This window comes from Sphingopyxis sp. QXT-31, from assembly GCF_001984035.1.
Taxonomy (GTDB): domain Bacteria; phylum Pseudomonadota; class Alphaproteobacteria; order Sphingomonadales; family Sphingomonadaceae; genus Sphingopyxis.
Genome location: NZ_CP019449.1, coordinates 94,458 through 113,133, shown reverse-complemented (window position 1 = coordinate 113,133; position 18,676 = coordinate 94,458). Strand labels below are relative to the sequence as shown.

Annotated in this window: 17 protein-coding genes; all 17 read right to left on the bottom strand. The window is 68.7% G+C overall.

Annotated features, from left to right (window positions below; genetic code table 11):
• Position 1: 1 nt before the first annotated feature.
• Positions 2–940, bottom strand: coding sequence for a cell division protein FtsQ/DivIB (locus BWQ93_RS00545; RefSeq protein WP_077028816.1), 939 nt, complete (start codon positions 938–940; stop codon positions 2–4).
• Positions 937–1,860: a D-alanine--D-alanine ligase gene (locus BWQ93_RS00540; protein WP_077028815.1), complete on the bottom strand. Its 924-nt coding sequence runs from the start codon at positions 1,858–1,860 to the stop codon at positions 937–939. The genes BWQ93_RS00545 and BWQ93_RS00540 overlap by 4 nt, the downstream gene beginning before the upstream one ends.
• Positions 1,857–2,849, bottom strand: coding sequence for a UDP-N-acetylmuramate dehydrogenase (gene murB / locus BWQ93_RS00535; protein ID WP_083720451.1), 993 nt, complete (start codon positions 2,847–2,849; stop codon positions 1,857–1,859). The genes BWQ93_RS00540 and murB overlap by 4 nt, the downstream gene beginning before the upstream one ends.
• Positions 2,846–4,279 (bottom strand): UDP-N-acetylmuramate--L-alanine ligase, encoded by a 1,434-nt coding sequence (gene murC / locus BWQ93_RS00530; RefSeq protein ID WP_077028814.1) that lies wholly within the window; start codon positions 4,277–4,279, stop codon positions 2,846–2,848. Before murC ends, murB begins: the two co-directional genes overlap by 4 nt.
• Positions 4,279–5,463 (bottom strand): undecaprenyldiphospho-muramoylpentapeptide beta-N-acetylglucosaminyltransferase, encoded by a 1,185-nt coding sequence (murG, locus tag BWQ93_RS00525; protein WP_077028813.1) that lies wholly within the window; start codon positions 5,461–5,463, stop codon positions 4,279–4,281. Before murG ends, murC begins: the two co-directional genes overlap by 1 nt.
• Entirely contained in the window at positions 5,460–6,701 is a 1,242-nt protein-coding gene (locus BWQ93_RS00520) for an FtsW/RodA/SpoVE family cell cycle protein (protein ID WP_156878071.1), read from the bottom strand. Before BWQ93_RS00520 ends, murG begins: the two co-directional genes overlap by 4 nt.
• Entirely contained in the window at positions 6,698–8,002 is a 1,305-nt protein-coding gene (gene murD, locus BWQ93_RS00515; protein WP_077028812.1) for a UDP-N-acetylmuramoyl-L-alanine--D-glutamate ligase, read from the bottom strand. Before murD ends, BWQ93_RS00520 begins: the two co-directional genes overlap by 4 nt.
• Positions 7,999–9,069, bottom strand: coding sequence for a phospho-N-acetylmuramoyl-pentapeptide-transferase (gene mraY, locus BWQ93_RS00510; protein ID WP_077028811.1), 1,071 nt, complete (start codon positions 9,067–9,069; stop codon positions 7,999–8,001). Before mraY ends, murD begins: the two co-directional genes overlap by 4 nt.
• Entirely contained in the window at positions 9,069–10,445 is a 1,377-nt protein-coding gene (locus BWQ93_RS00505; protein WP_077028810.1) for a UDP-N-acetylmuramoyl-tripeptide--D-alanyl-D-alanine ligase, read from the bottom strand. The genes mraY and BWQ93_RS00505 overlap by 1 nt, the downstream gene beginning before the upstream one ends.
• Positions 10,442–11,881: a UDP-N-acetylmuramoyl-L-alanyl-D-glutamate--2,6-diaminopimelate ligase gene (locus BWQ93_RS00500; protein ID WP_077028809.1), complete on the bottom strand. Its 1,440-nt coding sequence runs from the start codon at positions 11,879–11,881 to the stop codon at positions 10,442–10,444. The genes BWQ93_RS00505 and BWQ93_RS00500 overlap by 4 nt, the downstream gene beginning before the upstream one ends.
• Positions 11,881–13,572 (bottom strand): peptidoglycan D,D-transpeptidase FtsI family protein, encoded by a 1,692-nt coding sequence (locus BWQ93_RS00495; protein ID WP_077028808.1) that lies wholly within the window; start codon positions 13,570–13,572, stop codon positions 11,881–11,883. Before BWQ93_RS00495 ends, BWQ93_RS00500 begins: the two co-directional genes overlap by 1 nt.
• Positions 13,569–14,159: a hypothetical protein gene (locus BWQ93_RS00490; RefSeq protein WP_083720449.1), complete on the bottom strand. Its 591-nt coding sequence runs from the start codon at positions 14,157–14,159 to the stop codon at positions 13,569–13,571. The genes BWQ93_RS00495 and BWQ93_RS00490 overlap by 4 nt, the downstream gene beginning before the upstream one ends.
• On the bottom strand, positions 14,153–15,145 hold the full coding sequence (gene rsmH / locus BWQ93_RS00485) for a 16S rRNA (cytosine(1402)-N(4))-methyltransferase RsmH (protein ID WP_077028807.1): 993 nt from the start codon (positions 15,143–15,145) through the stop codon (positions 14,153–14,155). The genes BWQ93_RS00490 and rsmH overlap by 7 nt, the downstream gene beginning before the upstream one ends.
• Entirely contained in the window at positions 15,142–15,663 is a 522-nt protein-coding gene (locus tag BWQ93_RS00480; RefSeq protein WP_077028806.1) for a division/cell wall cluster transcriptional repressor MraZ, read from the bottom strand. The genes rsmH and BWQ93_RS00480 overlap by 4 nt, the downstream gene beginning before the upstream one ends.
• Positions 15,664–15,942: 279 nt before the next feature.
• Positions 15,943–17,079 carry a Gldg family protein gene (locus BWQ93_RS00475; RefSeq protein WP_077028805.1) on the bottom strand — a complete coding sequence of 379 codons (1,137 nt, stop codon included), beginning with the start codon at positions 17,077–17,079 and terminating at the stop codon, positions 15,943–15,945.
• A gap of 17 nt (positions 17,080–17,096) precedes the next feature.
• On the bottom strand, positions 17,097–17,498 hold the full coding sequence (locus BWQ93_RS00470) for a hypothetical protein (protein WP_077032111.1): 402 nt from the start codon (positions 17,496–17,498) through the stop codon (positions 17,097–17,099).
• Entirely contained in the window at positions 17,495–18,466 is a 972-nt protein-coding gene (locus BWQ93_RS00465) for a cysteine synthase A (protein ID WP_077028804.1), read from the bottom strand. Before BWQ93_RS00465 ends, BWQ93_RS00470 begins: the two co-directional genes overlap by 4 nt.
• Positions 18,467–18,676 lie beyond the last annotated feature (210 nt).

Below are 18,676 nucleotides of genomic sequence, written 5' to 3'. Positions count from 1 at the left end.
CCTATCCTTCCTCGGCCGCGGTCGCGGCGGCCAGTGCGTCGGCGGCGGCGCGCGCGCCCTCGAGCTTGGCGGGCGCCACCTGCCCTTCGTGCGGCAAGCGTAGCACGAAACGCGCGGGGTCGCGCATGTCGAAACGCAATATACCGCGCCCGAGCAACCGGTTGGCGCCGTCCATATGCGCGAATTTGGCGAGCGCCTTCTTGGCCTCGCCCTCGCCCTCGGGCAGCGACAGCGTCTCGCCGCTGCGGAAGCGGAGGTCCCAGCGGCGGTCGCCGACCCAGGTCGCGCCGGCGAGCAATTCCTTGAGGGAGCTCGCTTCGGCGAGCAGGCGGTCGAGGTCCTGCGCGCGGGTGTTGGCGCGCGGGCCGATGACGAGCGGCAGGTCGGGCATCGTCGCGATGGTGACGGGTTCGAGCACGACGCCCTTTTCGTCGATCAGCGACAGGCGATTATTATGCTGCCAGATCGCCGCGGGGGTGCGCTCGACGATGTCGACGACGAGCGTGTCGGGCAGGCGGCGCGAGACGCGCGCATCCTTGATCCAGCCATATTTCATGAGGTCGGCGCGCACCCCTTCGAGGTCGAGCGCCGCCATCGAGCGGTCCTTCTGCGCGAGCGCGATGTCATAGACCTTCAGCCGGTCGATGCGGTCGGCGCCGACGACCTCGACCTTCTTGACCTGGAAACCCGCGCGGCCGACCGCCTGGGCATATTCCTCCTGCACCTTGGCGGTGACGCCGGTGGCGTGCGCGGCGAGGCCGACGACGGCGAAGAGGCCGAGGCCGATCGTCCAGTTGGCGACCTGCTGCAGCCGCTGCGGGCTGATCGGCAGCGCGTTGATCAGCGCGTCGATCCGCGACGTCCGGATCGTCTTGCGCTTCTTGGGCGCGCGCGCCGGGCGGCGCGGGGCCGAGGTCGGCCGCTTGATCTTCTGGCTCATAATGCTTCCCCCACGATGCGCTCGACCAGTTCCGCATAGTCCATGCCGATCGCGCGTGCCTGTTCGGGCACGAGGCTGAGCGGCGTCATCCCCGGTTGCGTGTTGACCTCGAGCAGGAAGATGCCCGCGAGGCCATGTTCGTCGTCCCAGCGAAAATCGGAGCGCGAGGCGCCCTTGCAGCCGAGCAGGCGGTGCGACTGGACCGCGAGGTCCTTCATCCGTAGCGCCACTTCTTCCGGCACCTCGGCGGGGCAGACATGTTCGGTCAGCCCTTCGGTATATTTGGCGCCATAGTCGTAGAAGCCCGACTTGACGCGGAGTTCGGTCACGCCGAGCGCCTGGTCGCCGAGCACCGCGACGGTGAGCTCGCGGCCCTTGATGAAGGGTTCGGCGAGCAGGCGGTCGAACTCCTGCCACGGGCCGACCGCCTCGCGCGCGATCGGATTGCCGTAATTGCTGTCGTCCTTGACGATCGCGACCCCGACCGACGAGCCCTCGTTGACGGGCTTCAGCACATAGGGGCGCGGCAGCGGGTCGACGGCGAACAGGCTTTCGCTATCGACCATCGTGCCCGTCGGCATCGGGATGCCATGCGGGACGAGCGCCTGCTTGGTCAGTTCCTTGTCGATCGCGATCACCGAGGTGACGAGGCCGCTGTGGGTATATTTGAGGCCCATCAGGTCGAGCATGCCCTGCACCGTCCCGTCCTCGCCGGGGACGCCGTGGAGGGCGTTGAACACGACATCGGGATTGGCGTCGGCGAGCCTCCGAGCGACGTTGCGGTCCATGTCGATGCGCGTGACCTTATGGCCGCGGCTTTCGAGCGCGTCGGCGACGCCGTTGCCGCTCATCAGCGACACATCGCGTTCGGCGGACCAGCCGCCCATCAGGACGGCGACATGCCACGGACCCCGGCTCACTTCGCCACTCCCACGCGTTGAATCTCCCACTGCAGTTCGATGCCGCTCTTCGCCTTCACGCGGCGGCGGACTTCCTCGCCGAGCGCCTCGATGTCGGCGCTCGTCGCCTCGCCGCTGTTGATCAGGAAATTGGTGTGCTTTTCGCTGACCTGCGCGCCGCCGACCGCGAAACCGCGGCAGCCGGCTTCGTCGACGAGCTGCCACGCCTTGTGGCCGTCAGGGTTCTTGAAGGTCGAGCCGCCGGTCTTCGAGCGCAAGGGCTGCGACGCCTCACGGCTGGCCGAGATACGGTCCATTTCGGCCTGGATGGCGGCGGGTTCGCCGGGGCGCCCGCGGAAGGTCGCGCCGACGACGACGGCGCCTTCGGGGAGTTCGCTGTGGCGGTAGGTGTAGCCGAGGTCGGGCAGCGCGAGCGTGCGGCGCTCGCCCGAGCGCAGGACGATGTCGGCGTCGACGAGGATGTCCTTGACCTCGCCGCCATAGGCACCGCCGTTCATGCGCACGAAGCCGCCGACGGTGCCGGGGATCGAGCGCAGGAATTCCATGCCCGCGATGCCCGCGTCGCGCGCGGTCGAGGAGACGAGGATGCCCGAGGCGCCGCCGCCGCAGCGCAGCGTGGTCGCGTCGATGGCCTCGACCTTGGCGAAGGCCTTGCCCAGCCGCACGACGACGCCGGGGAAGCCGCCGTCGCGGACGATGAGGTTCGAACCAAGGCCGAGCGCCATCACCGGGATGGCGGGGTCGAGGTCGCGCAGGAAGTCGGCGAGGTCGTCGGCGTCCCTGGGTTCGAACAGCCAGTCGGCGGGGCCGCCCGACTTGAACCAGACGAGCGGGGCGAGCGGCGCCTTTTCCGTCAGCTTGCCGCGGACGTTATCAAATGCCGTTTGCCCTGAGCTTGTCGAAGGGCCGTTCTTCCCTTTCTCCGTCGCCGAAGAAGAGGACGGTCCTTCGACAAGCTCAGGACGAACGGTTTTGGGGTCCGAGGTCATCCGCGCCCCTCAAACACCGCCGCCAGACCCGCCGCCATCTCGGTGATGTCGCCGGCACCGAGGCAGATGATCTTGTCGCCCGCACCGAGATCGCCCGCCGCGATGCTGGCGGCGATGCTCGAAGCCAGTGCTGCCGCATCGGCGACGGTCGAGGCCTGCCGATGCCCGCGGTCGCGGAGGCCCTGGACGAGCGCTTCGGACGACACGCCCTCGATCGGCGCCTCGCCTGCGGTGTAAACCGGCAAAGCGAGCACGATGTCGGCGTCGTTAAACGCCTGCTGGAAATCGTCCATATGATCGCGGAGGCGCGTGAAGCGGTGTGGCTGGACGACTGCGACGACACGCCCCGCGCCGACGCCCTCGCGCGCTGCCGAAAGCACCGCCCGGATTTCTACGGGGTGATGCGCGTAATCGTCGATGACGGTGACATTGCCCTCACCCGTCGCGATCTCGCCGACCTTGGTGAAGCGGCGCTTGACCCCGGCGAAACCGTTGAAGCCCGAGGCGATCTTTTCGTCGGTCACGCCCATGTGCAGCGCGACGGCAATCGCGGCGAGCGCATTCTGGACATTGTGGCGCCCCGACATCGGCAAGTGGATGCCCTCGATCGTCCGGCTGTTGCCGTCGCGGTCGCGCACCACGACGTCGAAGCGGTTGCCGTCGGGGCCGGGCGTCACATTGGTGCCGCGCACGTCGGCCTGCGCCGAGAAGCCATAGGTGACGATGCGGCGATCGCGGATGCGCGGGATGATCGCCTGCACCTCGGGATGATCGAGGCAGAGCATCGCAGCGCCGTAGAAGGGGACGTTCTCGATGAACTCGACGAAGGCGTCCTTGATCGCGTCGAAGCTGCCATAATGGTCGAGATGTTCGGGATCGATGTTGGTGACGACCGCGATCGTCCCGTCGAGGCGCAGGAAGCTGCCGTCGCTCTCGTCGGCCTCGACCACCATCCAGTCCGACGCGCCGAGGCGCGCGTTCGAGCCATAATTGTTGATGATGCCGCCGTTGATCACCGTCGGGTCGATCCCGCCCGCGTCGAGCAGCGCCGCGACGAGGCTGGTCGTCGTCGTCTTGCCGTGCGTGCCCGCGATGGCGACGGTCGATTTGAGGCGCATCAGTTCGGCGAGCATTTCGGCGCGGCGGACGATGGGGATACGGCTGGCGAGCGCCGCCTCGACCTCGGGATTGCCGCGCTTGACCGCGGTCGAGGTCACGACCACCGCGACGCCGTCGACGTTCGACGCCTCATGCCCGATGCTGACCTTGATCCCGCGCCCCCGCAGCCCCTCGATCACATAGCCGTCGGCGATGTCGCTGCCCTGCACCCGATAGCCAAGATTGTGCATCACCTCGGCGATGCCCGACATGCCGATGCCGCCGATGCCGATGAAGTGGATGGTGCCGATGTCGGTCGCGACGCCGCGCATCATTTGTCTCCCGAACGGGTGGCGGCGACGCCGGCGGCGACCGCGGCGCTGCGCGACGAGGCCCCGACGCGGATCACGTCCATCATCGGCGGCGCGGCGAGCGATTCGACGAGGTCCGCGAGGTCGCGCGTTGCGTCGGGCAGGCCGCAGCTCGCGGCGCGGCTCGCGGCTTCCTCGAGCGCGCCGGGTTCGAGCGCCATGCGCTGGATCTGCTTGGCGAGCGACGCCGGGGTGAAGTCGGGCTGCGCGAAGGAGACCGCGCCGCCCGCCTCGACCAGGTCGGCGACATTATAGGTCTGATGATTGTCCATCGCGTGCGGATAGGGGATGAACACCGCGGGGCGGCCGGCGCAGGCGAGTTCGGCGACGGTCGAGGCACCCGCGCGCGCGATCACCAGATGCGCCCAGCGCATGCGATCGGGGATGTCGGCAAAGTAAGGCGCGCATTCGGCGGCGACCCCGAGTTCGGCATATTTGGCGCGCACGCCCTCGAGATCGGCCTCGCGCGCCTGCTGCACGATCTGCAGCCGGTCGAGCAGCGCGCGCGGCAACATCGCGATCGCGGCGGGGACGACGTCGCTGAGCACCGTGGCGCCGAGGCTGCCGCCCACGACGAGGAGGCGCAGGATGCCGTCCTCGGGCAGCGGGGGATAGCCTTCCTCGCGGATCGCGATCACTTCCGCGCGCACCGGGTTGCCGGTGAGGTGGCGCTTGTCGACGAGCGCGGGCGGGAAGCGGTGGATGTTGCGATAGGCGACCGCGATGGCGTTCACCCGCCCCGCCATCAGCCGGTTGGTGCGGCCGAGCACGGCGTTCTGTTCGTGGATCACGCTTGGGCGCTTGGTCGCCTTGGCGGCGAGCAGGCTGGGGAGCGAGGGATAGCCGCCGAAACCGACGACGACCGCGGGATCGAAGTCGTCGATCAGGTCGATCGCCATGCGCCGCCCCTTGCGGATCGCGAGCGCGGCCTTGACCCAGCCGATCGGGCCGCCGTGGACGCGCCCGGCGGGCAGGACATGCGCCTCGAGTTCGTCGGGCTTGCCCGGGATATTGAGCCCGCGGTCGTCGCTGACCAGCGCGACGCGGTGGCCGCGCGAAATCAGCTCGCCCGCGAGGGCGTAGGCAGGCAGCATATGTCCCCCCGTCCCGCCGGCGGCGAGAAGGAAGTGGCGGGTTGCGGTCATTTCTTGTTCCAGTTGCGGGTGAGCGACACCCGCGCGGCATAGGGGTTCCGCCTAGTCAGCGACAAGAGCAAACCCATGCCGATCGACAGCGCGATCATCGACGAACCGCCATAGGAGATGAAGGGCAAGGTCATTCCCTTCGACGGGAAGAGCTGGGTGTTCACCGCCATGTTGATGATCGCCTGTCCCCCGAATTGCGCGACGAGCCCCGCGACGGCGAGGATCAGGAAGCTGTCCTCCTCGTCGAGCAGGCGGACGAGCACGCGCACGATGATCGCGAGATAGAGGATCGCGATCGCCATGCACGCGATCATGCCGAACTCCTCGCCGATGACCGAGAAGATATAGTCGGTGTGCGCCTCGGGCAGCTGGAACTTGGCGAGGCCCGCGCCGGGGCCGGTACCGATCAGGCCCCCGGCGGTCAGCGTGGCATGCGCCTTGTCGACCTGGAAGCTGTCGCCCTCGGCGAAGAGCCAGATGTTGATGCGCTGCTGCGCGACTGGGTAGAAGAAGTAGGCGAGCACGATGCCCGCGAGGCCGCCGCCCGCGAGCATGCCCATGATCCGCATCGACAGGCCCGCGACGAGCACGAGGACGAGCAAGGTCGCGACGAAAATGATCGTCTGGCCGAGGTCGGGCTGGCCCATGAGCAGCAGCGCGATGATGCCGGTGAGCACGAAGCTCAGCGGCACGACGGGCAGGCTCTGGTCGTGGAGGCGGAGCGAGAGGACCCAGGCGGGCGACACCGCGAAGAAGGGCTTCAGGAACTCCGACGGCTGGAGGCGGAAAACCCCGCTGCCGAGCCAACGCTGCGCGCCGTTCACTTCGGTGCCGATCAGCGGCACGAGGAAAAGCAGGACCATGAAGGTCACGGTACCGTAAATCGCGAAGCGCCGCGCCTGCGCCTTGGGCAGCATCGACACGCCGAGCATCACGGGGACGCCGAGGATCACCCACATCAGCTGGCGGTAGAAATAATAGAGCGGGTCGAGGCTGGCGGTCGAGGTCGAGAGCTTCTGCGCCGCGACGGGCGAGGCGGCGGTGACCGCGACGAGCCCGATCGCGATGAGCATCGACACCAGCAGCAGCAGCACGCGGTCGATTTCCCAGAACCACAGGCCGAGCGGGGTGCGGTCGGCGCGGCTGAGCCGCGGCCCGCGCCGCTTCACCGTGCGCGTCGTGGTGGCAATGACCGGTTTTTCTCCCGTTGCGTCCATATTGTCGAAACCCCCGCTCATGCCCCGAATGCCCTGACGATGCTGCGGAAGCGGTCGCCGCGTTCCTCATAGCTATTGAACTGGTCGAACGACGCGCAGGCCGGCGACAGCAGCACGATGTCGCCCGGCTCCGCCGCCGCGGCGGCGCGCGCGACCGCGGTCGCGAGGTCGCCCGAGCGGTCGACCGGGATCGCGTCGCCGATCTCGGCCGCGAAAGCCTCTATCGCCTCGCCGATCAGATAGGCGCGCTTGACGTGCCCGAACCAGGGCGCGCAGGCCGATAGCCCGTCGCCCTTCGCCTGCCCGCCGGCGATCCAGTGGAGGCGCTGGTCCGGCGCCGGCGGAAAGGCCGCCAGCGCAGGCGCTGCCGACGCGGCATTGGTCGCCTTGCTGTCGTTGTACCAGCTCACGCCCGCGACTTCGCCGACCCATTCCATGCGATGCGGCAGCGCGCTGTAGGTCGCGAGCCCGCGTTCGATCTGTTCGTCGTCGAGCCCCAGCACCCGGCACACCGCGATCGCGCAGACCGCGTTCTGCGCGTTGTGCGGACCTTGCAGCGCGGGCCAGCGCAGCTGGTCGGCGGGATCGATGTCCTTGCCCGACACGCGGTGGAGGCGGTGATTGATCCGCCCCGCGATCATCTTCGACGGATCGTCGTCGACCGCGACGATCGCGACCTGATCGCGGTGCTGGAGCGAGAAGAGCCGCGCCTTGGAGGCGGCATAGCCCGCAAAGCCGTCGTAGCGGTCGAGATGGTCGGGGGTGATGTTGGTGAGCACCGCGATGTCGCAGGCGAGGCTGTGCGAGAGGTCGATCTGGTAGCTCGACAGTTCGAGCACATAGACGCCGCCTTCAGGCAGCGGATCACGCGACAGGATCGGCAGGCCGATATTGCCGCCCATCAGCGCGGGGATGCCCGCGCTTTCGAGCATGTGGGTGACGAGTGCGGTCACGGTCGACTTGCCGTTGGTACCGGTGATGCCGACGACCTTGTGCGGCGGCAGGTCGTGCCGCGCTTCGGCGAAGAGTTCGACGTCGCCGATGATCGGCACATGCGCCTCGCGCGCGTGCGCGGCGATCGGGTGGCGGTTGAGCGGCACGCCCGGCGACACGACGACGCCCGCGAAACCGATCAGGTCGATATCGAGCGGGTTGCCGATGTCGGCGCCGAGCGCCATCGCCTCGTCGCGCGCTTCCTCCTTGTCGTCCCAGGCGGTGACGCCCGCGCCGCTGGCGACGAGCGCCTCGACCGTCGCGAGCCCCGAGCGCGCCAGCCCCAGCACCGCATAGCGGCGACCGGCAAAGGCGCGCGAGGTAATCACCGGAGCTTCAGCGTCGCGAGCCCCGCGAGCGCGAGCACGATCGAGACGATCCAGAAGCGGATCACGACCGTGGATTCGGGCCAGCCGAGCTGCTCGAAATGATGGTGGATGGGCGCCATGCGGAAGACGCGCTTGCCGGTGCGCTTGTACCAGAAGACCTGGATGATCACCGACAGCGCCTCGACCACGAACAGCCCGCCGATGATCACGAGCACCAGTTCGTGCTGCGCGGTGACCGCGATGGTCGCGAGCGCGCCGCCGAGCGCGAGGCTGCCCGTATCGCCCATGAACACCGCCGCAGGCGGCGCATTGAACCACAGGAAGGCGAGGCATGCGCCGATGATCGCCGCGGCGAAGATCGCGAGTTCGCCCGCGCCGGGGACATGCGGGATGCCGAGATATTCGGCGAATTTCACGTTGCCCGAGAGATAGACGATGACGAGAAGCGTCAGGCTGGCGATGACCACGGGGAAGGTCGCGAGGCCGTCGAGCCCGTCGGTGAGGTTCACCGCATTGCCGAAACCGACGATCATCACCATCGCAAAGACATAATAGAGCGGCCCGAGTTCGAGCACGATCCCGCTGAAAAAGGGCAGGTACAGGTCGGTGCCGGTGCGCGAGACGATCAGCGTCACCGCGACGCCCGCGATGATGAATTCGATCAGCAGGCGGATGCGGCCGGGAATGCCGCGGTGGCTGGCCTTGGTCACCTTGTCGAGATCGTCGAGGAAACCGACGACGGCGAAACCGCCGGTGACGAACAGGCACGCCCAGACGAAACGGTTCGAGAGGTCCATCCAGAGCAGGGCCGAAATCATCAGCGAGATGAGGATCATCAGCCCGCCCATCGTCGGGGTGCCCTTTTTCGCGAGATGGCTCTGCGGGCCGTCGTCGCGGATCGGCTGGCCCTTGCCCTGCCGCATGCGCAGCATCAGGATGAAGCGCGGCCCGATCCACAGGCCGATGATCAGCGCGGTCGCGACCGCGGCGCCCGAGCGGAAGCTCAGATAGCGGATGAGGTTCAGGACCCCCGGAAAGCCAAGCCATTCCGCCAGCCAGTACAGCATCAATATTCCCCGTTGGTCAGCGCCGTCACCAAGTGGGACAGGCCAACGCTGTTCGACCCCTTGACCAGCACGGCGTCGCCGGCGCGGATCAAGTCTTTCAGCCGCGCTTTGGCGGTCTGATGGTCGGGCACATGCGCGAAATCGATACGCCCCTCAAGCGCTTTGGCGAGCGGCGCCATCTCCGCGCCGACGAGCAAGGCGAAATGCACGCCTGCTGCGACGAGCGGAGCCGCGAGGCCCGCATGATAGGCCTCGCCGCCGGGTCCCAGCTCCTTCATCGCGCCGAGAATCGCCACTTTGCGCCCCGCGGCTTCGCTGCCGAGCTGGCCGATCGTCGCGGCCATCGAGGCGGGGTTGGCGTTGTAGCTTTCGTCGATCAGCAGGATATGGCCGCCCGGAACCGCCAGACGGTGGCGCGCGCCGCGCCCGGCGAGCCCCGCCATTTCGGCGAAGGCGAGCCCCGCGGCGGGGAGGTCGCCGCCGACGGCTTTCACTGCGGCGAGCACCGCCATCGCGTTCGACACCCAATGCGCGCCCGCCTGCGCGATGGTGAAGCAGAGCAAGGCGTCCTGCACCTGCGCGGTGACCAGCGAGCCGCCGCGCCCGTCGGAGAGCCAGTCGACCGCGCGCACATCGGCGCCCGCGCCGAGCCCGAAGCTCACGACATGCGCCGCGTGCTGCTCGGCCTTGGCGCGGAGGCGTTCGTAATGCGGGCTGTCGAAGGGGACGATCGCGGTGCCGCCCGGCTCGAGCCCCTCGAAAATCTCGCCCTTCGCATCGGCGATCGCCTCTTCGCTGCCGAAAAATTCCATATGCGCCGGGGCGATGGTGGTGACGATCGCGACGTGCGGGCGGACCATGCGCGTCAGCGCGGCCAGCTCGCCCGCATGGTTCATTCCCATTTCGAACACGCCATAATCGGCGGTCGAGGGCATGCGCGCGAGGCTCAGCGGCACGCCGACATGGTTGTTGTAGCTCTTGACCGAGCGATGCGCCTTGCCGGGGCGGAAACGGTCGAGCGCCGCGAAGAGCGCCTCTTTCGTGCCGGTCTTGCCCGCCGAGCCGGTGACCCCGATGACGCGGCCATGGCAGCGCGCGCGTGACGCGAAACCGAGCGCGTTCAATGCCGCGACGCTGTCGGCGACACGGACGTGCGGGTGGTCGATTTCGGTTTCGCAGACGATGCCCGACGCGCCCGCGGCGATCGCCTGGTCGATGAACTTGTGGCCGTCGGTCGCCTCGCCCTTCATCGCGATGAAGAGGTCACCCTTGCCCACCTCGCGCGAGTCGAAGGCGACGCCGTGCACGGTGAAGTCGGCGCTAGCGGTGCCATTCGTGGCAGCAGCGATGGCGCGGGCGGTCCAGAGCGGGTTCATGCCGCCGCCTCGCGCGCGACGCTGACGTCGTCGAAGGGTATGACGCGCATTTCGTCGCCGCGGCCGACGATCTGGCCCTGTTCGTGGCCCTTGCCCGCGATGCACACGATATCCTCGGCGCGCGCCTCCGCAATCGCAGCCGCGATGGCGGCGCGGCGGTCGCCGATTACCTGCGCGCCCGGCGCGCCCGCGGCGATGGCGGCGCGGATGTCGGCGGGGTCTTCGCCGCGCGGATTGTCGTCGGTGATGATCGCGATGTCGGCCTTGGCGGCGGCGACCTTGCCCATTTCGGGGCGCTTGTCCTTGTCGCGGTCGCCGCCGGCGCCGAAGACGAGGATCAGGCGACCCGCGGCGTGCGGGCGCAGCGCGTCGAGCGCGGCCTCGATCGCGTCGGGGGTGTGGGCGTAATCGACATAGACCGGCGCGCCCGCCTTGGTGATCGCGGCGCGTTCGAGCCTTCCACGCACCGGCTGGAGGCGGCCGAGATTGGCGAGCGTCTGGCCGACATCGCCGCCGGTCGCGATCACGAGCGCTGCGGCGACGAGCGCGTTGGCGACCTGATAGGCGCCGATCAGCGGCAGCGTGACTTTCTGAGCGAGCGGCCCCGCCTGGATCAGCAGCGACTGGCCGAGCTGGGTCGGCTCGCGGCTGACGAGGCGGAGGTCCGCGCCGTGCTGGCCGACGGTCAGGATGCGGAGGCCGCGCTGCTTCGCTTCATGCTCGGCGGCGGGCGACCAGCTGTCGTCATTCCAGATCACCACTGCGCCCGCCGGGTCGACGACCTCGCGGAACAGCCGCATCTTCGCGGCCATATAGCTGACCATGTCGCCATGATAGTCGAGATGGTCGTGGCTCAAATTGGTGAAGGCGGCCGCCTTCACCGGCAGCCCCCCGGTGCGGTACTGGTCGAGGCCGTGGCTCGACGCCTCGAACGCCGCGTGGGTGACGCCCTCGGCGGCGAGGCCCGACATGTTCGACAGGAAGGTCACGATATCGGGGGTGGTAAGCCCGGTGACGACGCGGTCGTCGCCGGTGGTGACGCCGAGCGTGCCGATTGAGGCGGCGTGGAACCCCGCCATGCGCCACAGCTGGCGCGTCATCTCGACGGTCGAGGTCTTGCCGTTGGTTCCGGTCACCGCGACGCAGGTCGCGGGAAATTTGTGGAAGAAGCGCGCGGCGATATGCGCGAAGGCGCGGCGCGGGTTGGCGTCGGCGATGTGGACCGCGCCCGCGACCTTCGCCTCGGGGCGGGCAACGATGGCGATGGCGCCGGCTTCGATCGCGGCGGCGATGAAGTCCTCGCCGTTGAACTTCTCGCCGACGAAAGCGCCGAAGATCGTGCCCGGCGCAACCTTGCGATGGTCGATCGCGAGGCCGGTGACGACGGGGTCGGCCCCTTGCTTATCCTGATTGTCGAGCAGCGCCGCCAGACGCATTATTCCGCTTCCCCGTTTCTCCACAGCAGCGGGGTCAGTTCCGACACGTCGACGTCGCGGGTCTCATCGGGGAAGACGCCGAGCATCGGGCCGGCGCGCATCACCACTTTCTTGACCACCGGCGCCGCGGTCCAGCCCGCGGTGCGCTGGCCCGAGCTGTAGGCATTGCCCTTGGGCTCGTCGATCATCACGACGATGACATAGCGCGGATTGTCCATCGGGAAAGCCGCCGAGAAGGTCGCGACGACCGAGCTGCGGTTGTAACCGCCGATGCCCGGTTTCTCGGCGCTGCCGGTCTTGCCCCCGACGCGGAAGCCCGGCGCCTCGGCCTGTTTGCCGGTGCCGTCGGAGACGATCAGGCGGAGCAGTTGGCGCATGCGCGCGCTGGTCGCGGCCTTGAACACGCGGCGACCCTGCGGCGGCGCCTTGTCGCCGAGCTTGAGGATCGTTGCGGGGCGATAGATGCCGCCGTTGACCAGCGCGGCATAGGCGCTGGCGAGGTGCAACGGGGTCACCGCGATGCCATGGCCGTAACCCGTGGTCATCGTCGTGATCCGGCCCCAATCCTTGGGCCACAGCGGGAAGGCGCGCTCCTTGAGTTCGATGCCGGGGCGCTTGTCGAAATCGAGGCTGCGGAACATCGCCTCCATATGCTCGCGGCCGAGTTCGTCGGCGATGCGCGCGGTGACGATGTTCGAACTGTGGATCAACGTCTCGGGCACGTTGAGCCAGCGGCGCGAGGGGTGGCTGTCGCGGATGCGATAGCCCGCGATCGCCAGCGGCTCGGTGGCGTCGTAGCGGCGCGCCATGCTGGTGACGGTGCCGGCGTCGATCGCCGCGGCGACGGTCAGCGGCTTGAAGGTCGAGCCCAGCTCGTAGAGATTATAGGTCACCGCATTGCGGCGCGTCGCCGGGTCGCTGCCGGTGAGCTTGTTCGGGTTGAAGGTCGGCAGCGAGGTCATCGCCATCACCTCGCCGCTATGCACGTCGAGGATGATCCCCGCCCCGCCGAGCGCTTCGAGGTTGGTCACCGCGGTGCTCACTTCGGCTTCGAGTACGCCCTGAACGCGCGCGTCGATCGACAGCGCCATCGGCTGGCCGCGCGTTGCGGCGTCGGTCAGGCGCGCATCATAGGCGCCTTCGATCCCGGTAACCCCCTGCCCCTCGGCGTTGAGGAACCCCAGGACATGCGCGGCGAGCGAGGTCTGCGGGTAGAGCCGCTCCTTCTCCCGCGGGAAGTCGAAGCCGATCTCGCCGATCGCATTCACCGCCGCGACTTGGTCGGGCAGCGCGCGGCGGCGGATATAGGTCGCGCGCGGGCCGCTCAATTTGGCGAGAAACTCCTCGCGCGTCGTGTCGGGGAAGATCTTGACCAGCTCGTCGGCGAGATATTGGCGGTTGTTGAGCAGCTTCGACGGCACGACGCGGATCGAATAGCCGTCGATCGTACGCGCGAGCGGCACGCCGTTGCGGTCGACGATGTCGGCGCGCGCGGGGACGAAGGCGGTCGAGACGCCGCGCTGCGGCCCGGTGTCGAACGCCGCGAACCACAGCAGCCGCACCGAAACGAGGAAGATAGCCGCCATGAACAGCAGCATCAGAATCATCAGCCGCTGCTGCGCAGTCAGCAGCAGTTGCTGCCGGACCCCGGCGGTACGGACGCGCGTCGGACGGACGACTACCGTGTTCATCGGCCCTTCTTATCCCCTGCTTCGACGGCGGCGGCGCGCTTGAGGTCGGCGAGCGTCGCTTCGGAGAGGAGCTGGTCCTCGATCATCTTGAGCTGTTCGCGGCGGCGTGTCGGCGCCATGCGGGGGGCGACGTCGGACTGGACCGCGGCGGCGACCTTGACCGGCGCGGGCTTCGCGGCGGCGGCGGGAGCATCGCTAGCGGCCGCAGGCTTGGCCTTGTCGGGAATCGCGACGGGCGAGACCATCGCCATCAGCACCGGCGCGACCTCGTTGGCGCCGCGCGCGCGCGGCACCCGGCCGAGCGAGGCGAGCTGGCGCTCATTCTCGAGATACTGGCTGGCCGAGGGGGCAGAATATCCGAAGGTATCGGCATTCCATTGCTCGAGCTGGCGCATCGAGGCGCGCACCGCGAGTTCGGATTCGAGGTAGCGGATATTGCTTTCGGTCCGGTCGATCTGCTGGTTGATGCGCGCGAGCTCGCTGCGCGTCGCCGCGACCTTGAGCGACACCGGATAGAGCATCATCGCAAAGATCAGCACCAGGAGGACCAAGCCGATCCCCTGAAGCTTGCGCGCGGCCATCAGCATGACAAGGCCTCCTTCGTCGTCGAACCGTCGGACCAGGCGGGCGCATCCGTGCGCACCGCGCTGCGAAGCGTCGCCGAGCGTGCACGCGGGTTGCGCGCTTCTTCGGCCTTGCCCGGGCGCACCTTGCGCGCCGGTGTCAGGAAAGTTGCGGCCCGCGCCGGAGGGGCCAGCGCGGGCCGGTGGCGCGAAGCGCGGACATCGCCACCGCTGCGTTCGCGCAGGAAATTCTTCACGATGCGATCCTCGGTGCTGTGGAAAGAGACGACCGCGAGGCGTCCGCCGGGGCGGAGCAGCCGTTCGGCGGCGTCGAGCCCCGCGGCGAGTTCGTCGAGCTCGCCGTTGATGTGAATGCGAATGGCCTGAAAACTGCGCGTCGCCGGGTCCTTGGGCGCGCCGGGCGGGTGGCGCAGCGCCTTGCGGATGGTGGTCGCGAGTTCGGCGGTGCGGGTGAAGGGGCGGTCGGCGACGATCGCGCGCGCGACGCGGCGCGACTGGCGCTCATCGCCATAATGGAAGAGCACGTCGGCGATCTCGACCTCGTCGGCGCGGTTGATCCAGTCGGCGGCGGTCTCGCCGTCCTGCGACATCGTCATGTTCAAGGGCCCGTCGTTCTGGAACGAGAAGCCGCGCTCGGCGCGGTCGAGCTGCATCGACGAGACGCCGATGTCGAAGACGATGCCGTCAACTCCCGCGATGCCGCGTTCGGCAAGTAACCGGTCGATCTCGCCGAAACGGCCGTGGATCAAAGTCAGCTTGCCGCCGGCCTCTTCGACCAGCGCCTGACCCTCGGCGATCGCGTCGGGGTCGCGGTCGCAGGCGACGACATTCGCCTCGGCGGCGAGCAGCGCGCGCGTATAGCCGCCCGCGCCGAAGGTCGCATCGACATGCGTTTCGCCGGGAGTGATCGCGAGCGCCGCGACCACCTCTTCGCGGAGCACGGGGTCATGGCGCGGATCGCGAAGGACGTTGGGGGAGAGGTCGGTCATTTGCGCCCCTTCCCCTTGTTGGCGTCCCACGCGGCGGCGACGCGGCGCAGGCGCGGGTCGGCCTCGTCGCACTGCGCGATGAAGGGCAGCCACCAGATTTCGAAGCGGCGCCCCGCGCCGACGAAGGCGCAGGCGCCGCCGTCGAAGGCGAGCTCGGCCTCGTCATAGGGATTGTCGCGGTGCGAGAAGGTCGGCAGAAAGCGGCCGCTGTCGTCGAGCGTGTAGGGCTTGGTGAAGTCGTAGCGCGCCTTGTAGGCGGCATCCTCGGCGAAATCGCCGCCGCGGCCTTCGATCACCTGGCGACCATGCTCGATCTCGTGCGCGAGGCGGTCGAACTGATCCTGGCCATAGGCGACGAGGCAGGGCAGCACTTCGTGATAGCCGACCCAGAGCACGCGCTGATTTTCCGCATTGAGGGGCACATTGTTGCGGAATTCCGAAGGGACGGCGATGCGCCCCTTGCCATCGATCGCGGCGAATTCGGTGCCCGAATAATTGCCGGGCGTCACAACCGCCATCGATCCGCCCCCTTCCTGACACCCCGGGCAAGACTTCCCCGATCTCGGAATCGCGAAATTCCGAATCCAACGGCTCAGGCGGAGATTGCCCCTCTCCGATTCCTGCCTATCAGCAAGCCGCTAGGGAGAAAAGGGGTAAATTCGGGCCTGATCGGGAAAATCGGGCATCAAAATGGGGTGAAATCGGGCGTGAGCGGTCGAAAAGGGCCGCGCGCCGACGCACGGGCCCCGCCGCGACGAAGCTGTGGAAAAAATGCCGAAATTTACAAGAGGCGCGGATTAGCGCGGTTTGTGGGCGATCCAGACGGGCTGGAGGAGCGGCGCGCGATAGTCGGGGCCGTCGAGGCGGGCGCCGATCCACTCGATCGTGTCGGCGCGGCGCAAATGCGGCAGATCGCCGACGAGCGGTTGCCAGAGGGGGGCGAAAAGCAGGTCGGCGTCGCCGACGAGCCACGCCTCGCCCGCGCCGACTCGGCAGCGGAGGATTTGTGCGCCCGCCTGCGCGGTGCAGCCGGACGGCAGCGCCTCGAAGCGCCCGGCGCTGAACAGACGCAGGCGGCGGCCGTCGACATCGATCGCTTGCGCCGCGGTTTCGCCGGCAGGCGCGGCGCCCAGCGTAATGCCCCAATGACCCAGCAGCGGGGTGAGCAGGCTGGTGACCGGCGGGTTGCGGCTGTCGCCCGTCGGATGCGGCGCGGGCCAGCCCGAGAGCGCGTCGGCGAGGATCAAAGCGCGCCCGCCGCCGCGCACGAAGGCGTCGATCGCGACCAGATCCTGCGGCGCCAGCGCGCGCGGATGCGCGAGCAGCAGGGCCGCCCCCGCGGGCGGGACATGGTCGGCGAGGCTGTCCACCAGCGCGATGCGATGGGTGCGTTCGAGGCGAACGAGCGCCGGGTCGTCGGCGGCGCCGCGCTGGAGCATCGCCGCGAGATCGCCCTCCCCCGCCCAGCGTAGCGGCAGGCCGCTGAGCATGGTCACCGGGGTGTCGGACGCGGGCTGCTCATAGAGCGCGGCGAGCGCGGCATGGCCGGCGGCGAACCAGAGGATGGCGGCGAGCTTGGCGATGAGTGCCTTGGCGACGAGGCTCCTGGCCGCGCGCTGGACGATCCAGTCAGCTAGCGCAGCAGCGGCGAGGCCCGAGAGTGCGGTGACGGCCACTTGTGCCCACGGCAAGCTGTCCGCGAGGGCGAGACTCAGCAGACCCTGCCCGACTAACAGCGCCGCCAGCGCAATCAGATTGGCGCGGATGCGATCGCGCGGCGCATCGCCGCGCCCGAACCAGGCGAGCGGCAGCAGCGCGGCGAAGAGCCAGGGGATCACCAGCGCCGGATCGATCCGCCCGAGCAGCATCTGCCCGCCGAGCAGCCACGCCAGCACGAGCGCGAGCAGCGCGGCGCCGAGCGGCCACCGGAGCATCGCTAAACGCCGCGGCCTCACTGGCCGGTCTTGTTCCGCGCGCGCTGGAGTTCGGGGTCGGGTTCGAGGTCGGGGACCTTCGCCGTCGTCGGCGCCAGCGGCACCGCCTTGGCGGGCGCGTTGACCGTCGCGGCGGCGGGCGTCTGGCCGTCGGCGGGGGTCGTCACCGGCTGGACGCCGAGTTCCTCGAGCGGCGCGCCGGTGCCCGCGTCGGCCTGTCCCGTAGCGGCGGCATTGGCGGTCGCGGCCGCCTCCCCCGCGACCTGTTCGCGCGCGCGGTCGCCGATCAGTCCAGCGAGGCCGACGAGCAGCAGCACCGCCATCACCCCGGCGATGCCGATCTGCAGCCGCCGCATCGAATCGCTGGGCCCCCAAGGCTCGGGTGGCGGGGCGGCGGTCGGGGGTTTCTTCATGTTCATGTCGCCAGCCCCTTCGATGCGCGCCATTCGGGATTGTAGAGCGTCGAAAGATAGCGGAAGCCGCTGTCGCAGAGGATCGTCGCGATGCGCTTGCCGGGGCCGAGCTGGCGCGCGAGTGCCATCGCGCCCGCGACGTTGATCCCCGACGACAGCCCGAGGCACAGCCCCTCTTCGTCGAGCAGCTGGCGCACCACGTCGAGCCCCTCGGCATCGGAGATGCGGAATTGGGTGTCGATCGGCGCGCCTTCGAGGTTCGCGGTGATGCGGTTCTGGCCGATGCCCTCCGCGACGCTCGAGCCCTCGGGCTTCAATTCGCCGCACTGGTAATAATTATAGAGGCCGGCGCCATGCGGGTCGGTGAGCGCGACGGTGATCGCCTCGTCCTTGGCTTTCAGCCCCAGCCCCGTCCCCGCGATCGTCCCGCCGGTGCCCGCGGCGCAGGTGAAACCGTCGAGGCGCCCGTCCATCTGCTCCCAGATCTCCTCGGCGGTGCCGAAGATATGCGCCTTGCGGTTGGCGATATTGTCGAACTGGTTCGCCCAGATCGCATTGTCGGTTTCCTCGGCGATGCGGCGCGAGGTGTGGACGAAATGGCCGGGGTTGGCGAAGGGCGCGGGCGGCACGAGCACCAGCTCGGCGCCGAGCGCGCGGATCGTCGCCATCTTCTCGGCGCTCTGGTTGTCGGGCATGACGATGATCGTCTTGTACCCCAACGCGTTGGCGACTAGCGCCAGCCCGATGCCGGTGTTGCCCGCAGTCCCCTCGACGATCGTGCCGCCGGGCTTCAGGCTGCCATTCGCCTCGGCATCGCGCACGATATAGAGCGCGGCACGGTCCTTCACCGATCCGCCCGGGTTGGCATATTCGCATTTGCCCCAGATTTCGCATGCCGTGGCTTCGCTGGGGCCTTTGAGCAGGACAAGCGGCGTGTTGCCGATCAGCTCGAGGCTGGTTTGCGCAATGGTCATGGCGCCTGATCTAGGGCGGCGGCCCGTGCGTCGCAAGACAGCTTGTGTTGGGTGGGGGCAGGACGGGCTTTGCCGAACAGACCTTCCTCTTTCTCCGTTCGTGTCGAGCGAAGTCGAGACACGCGAAGGCATGCGCTCCCCATGGGTGTCTCGACTTCGCTCGACACGAACGGGATTTATAGAGCAGTTTGTCCGTTGACGCCCGAAAGC

Excerpts from the sequence above, each read along its gene's own strand:
- BWQ93_RS00545 (WP_077028816.1), bottom strand. The coding sequence starts at position 940 with ATGAGCCAGAAGATCAAGCGGCCGACCTCGGCCCCGCGCCGCCCGGCG.
- murB (WP_083720451.1), bottom strand. The coding sequence starts at position 2,849 with ATGACCTCGGACCCCAAAACCGTTCGTCCTGAGCTTGTCGAAGGACCG.
- murC (WP_077028814.1), bottom strand. The coding sequence starts at position 4,279 with ATGCGCGGCGTCGCGACCGACATCGGCACCATCCACTTCATCGGCATC.
- murG (WP_077028813.1), bottom strand. The coding sequence starts at position 5,463 with ATGACCGCAACCCGCCACTTCCTTCTCGCCGCCGGCGGGACGGGGGGA.
- BWQ93_RS00520 (WP_156878071.1), bottom strand. The coding sequence starts at position 6,701 with ATGAGCGGGGGTTTCGACAATATGGACGCAACGGGAGAAAAACCGGTC.
- mraY (WP_077028811.1), bottom strand. The coding sequence starts at position 9,069 with ATGCTGTACTGGCTGGCGGAATGGCTTGGCTTTCCGGGGGTCCTGAAC.
- BWQ93_RS00505 (WP_077028810.1), bottom strand. The coding sequence starts at position 10,445 with ATGAACCCGCTCTGGACCGCCCGCGCCATCGCTGCTGCCACGAATGGC.
- BWQ93_RS00500 (WP_077028809.1), bottom strand. The coding sequence starts at position 11,881 with ATGCGTCTGGCGGCGCTGCTCGACAATCAGGATAAGCAAGGGGCCGAC.
- BWQ93_RS00495 (WP_077028808.1), bottom strand. The coding sequence starts at position 13,572 with ATGAACACGGTAGTCGTCCGTCCGACGCGCGTCCGTACCGCCGGGGTC.
- BWQ93_RS00490 (WP_083720449.1), bottom strand. The coding sequence starts at position 14,159 with ATGCTGATGGCCGCGCGCAAGCTTCAGGGGATCGGCTTGGTCCTCCTG.
- rsmH (WP_077028807.1), bottom strand. The coding sequence starts at position 15,145 with ATGACCGACCTCTCCCCCAACGTCCTTCGCGATCCGCGCCATGACCCC.
- BWQ93_RS00480 (WP_077028806.1), bottom strand. The coding sequence starts at position 15,663 with ATGGCGGTTGTGACGCCCGGCAATTATTCGGGCACCGAATTCGCCGCG.
- BWQ93_RS00475 (WP_077028805.1), bottom strand. The coding sequence starts at position 17,079 with ATGCTCCGGTGGCCGCTCGGCGCCGCGCTGCTCGCGCTCGTGCTGGCG.
- BWQ93_RS00470 (WP_077032111.1), bottom strand. The coding sequence starts at position 17,498 with ATGAACATGAAGAAACCCCCGACCGCCGCCCCGCCACCCGAGCCTTGG.
- BWQ93_RS00465 (WP_077028804.1), bottom strand. The coding sequence starts at position 18,466 with ATGACCATTGCGCAAACCAGCCTCGAGCTGATCGGCAACACGCCGCTT.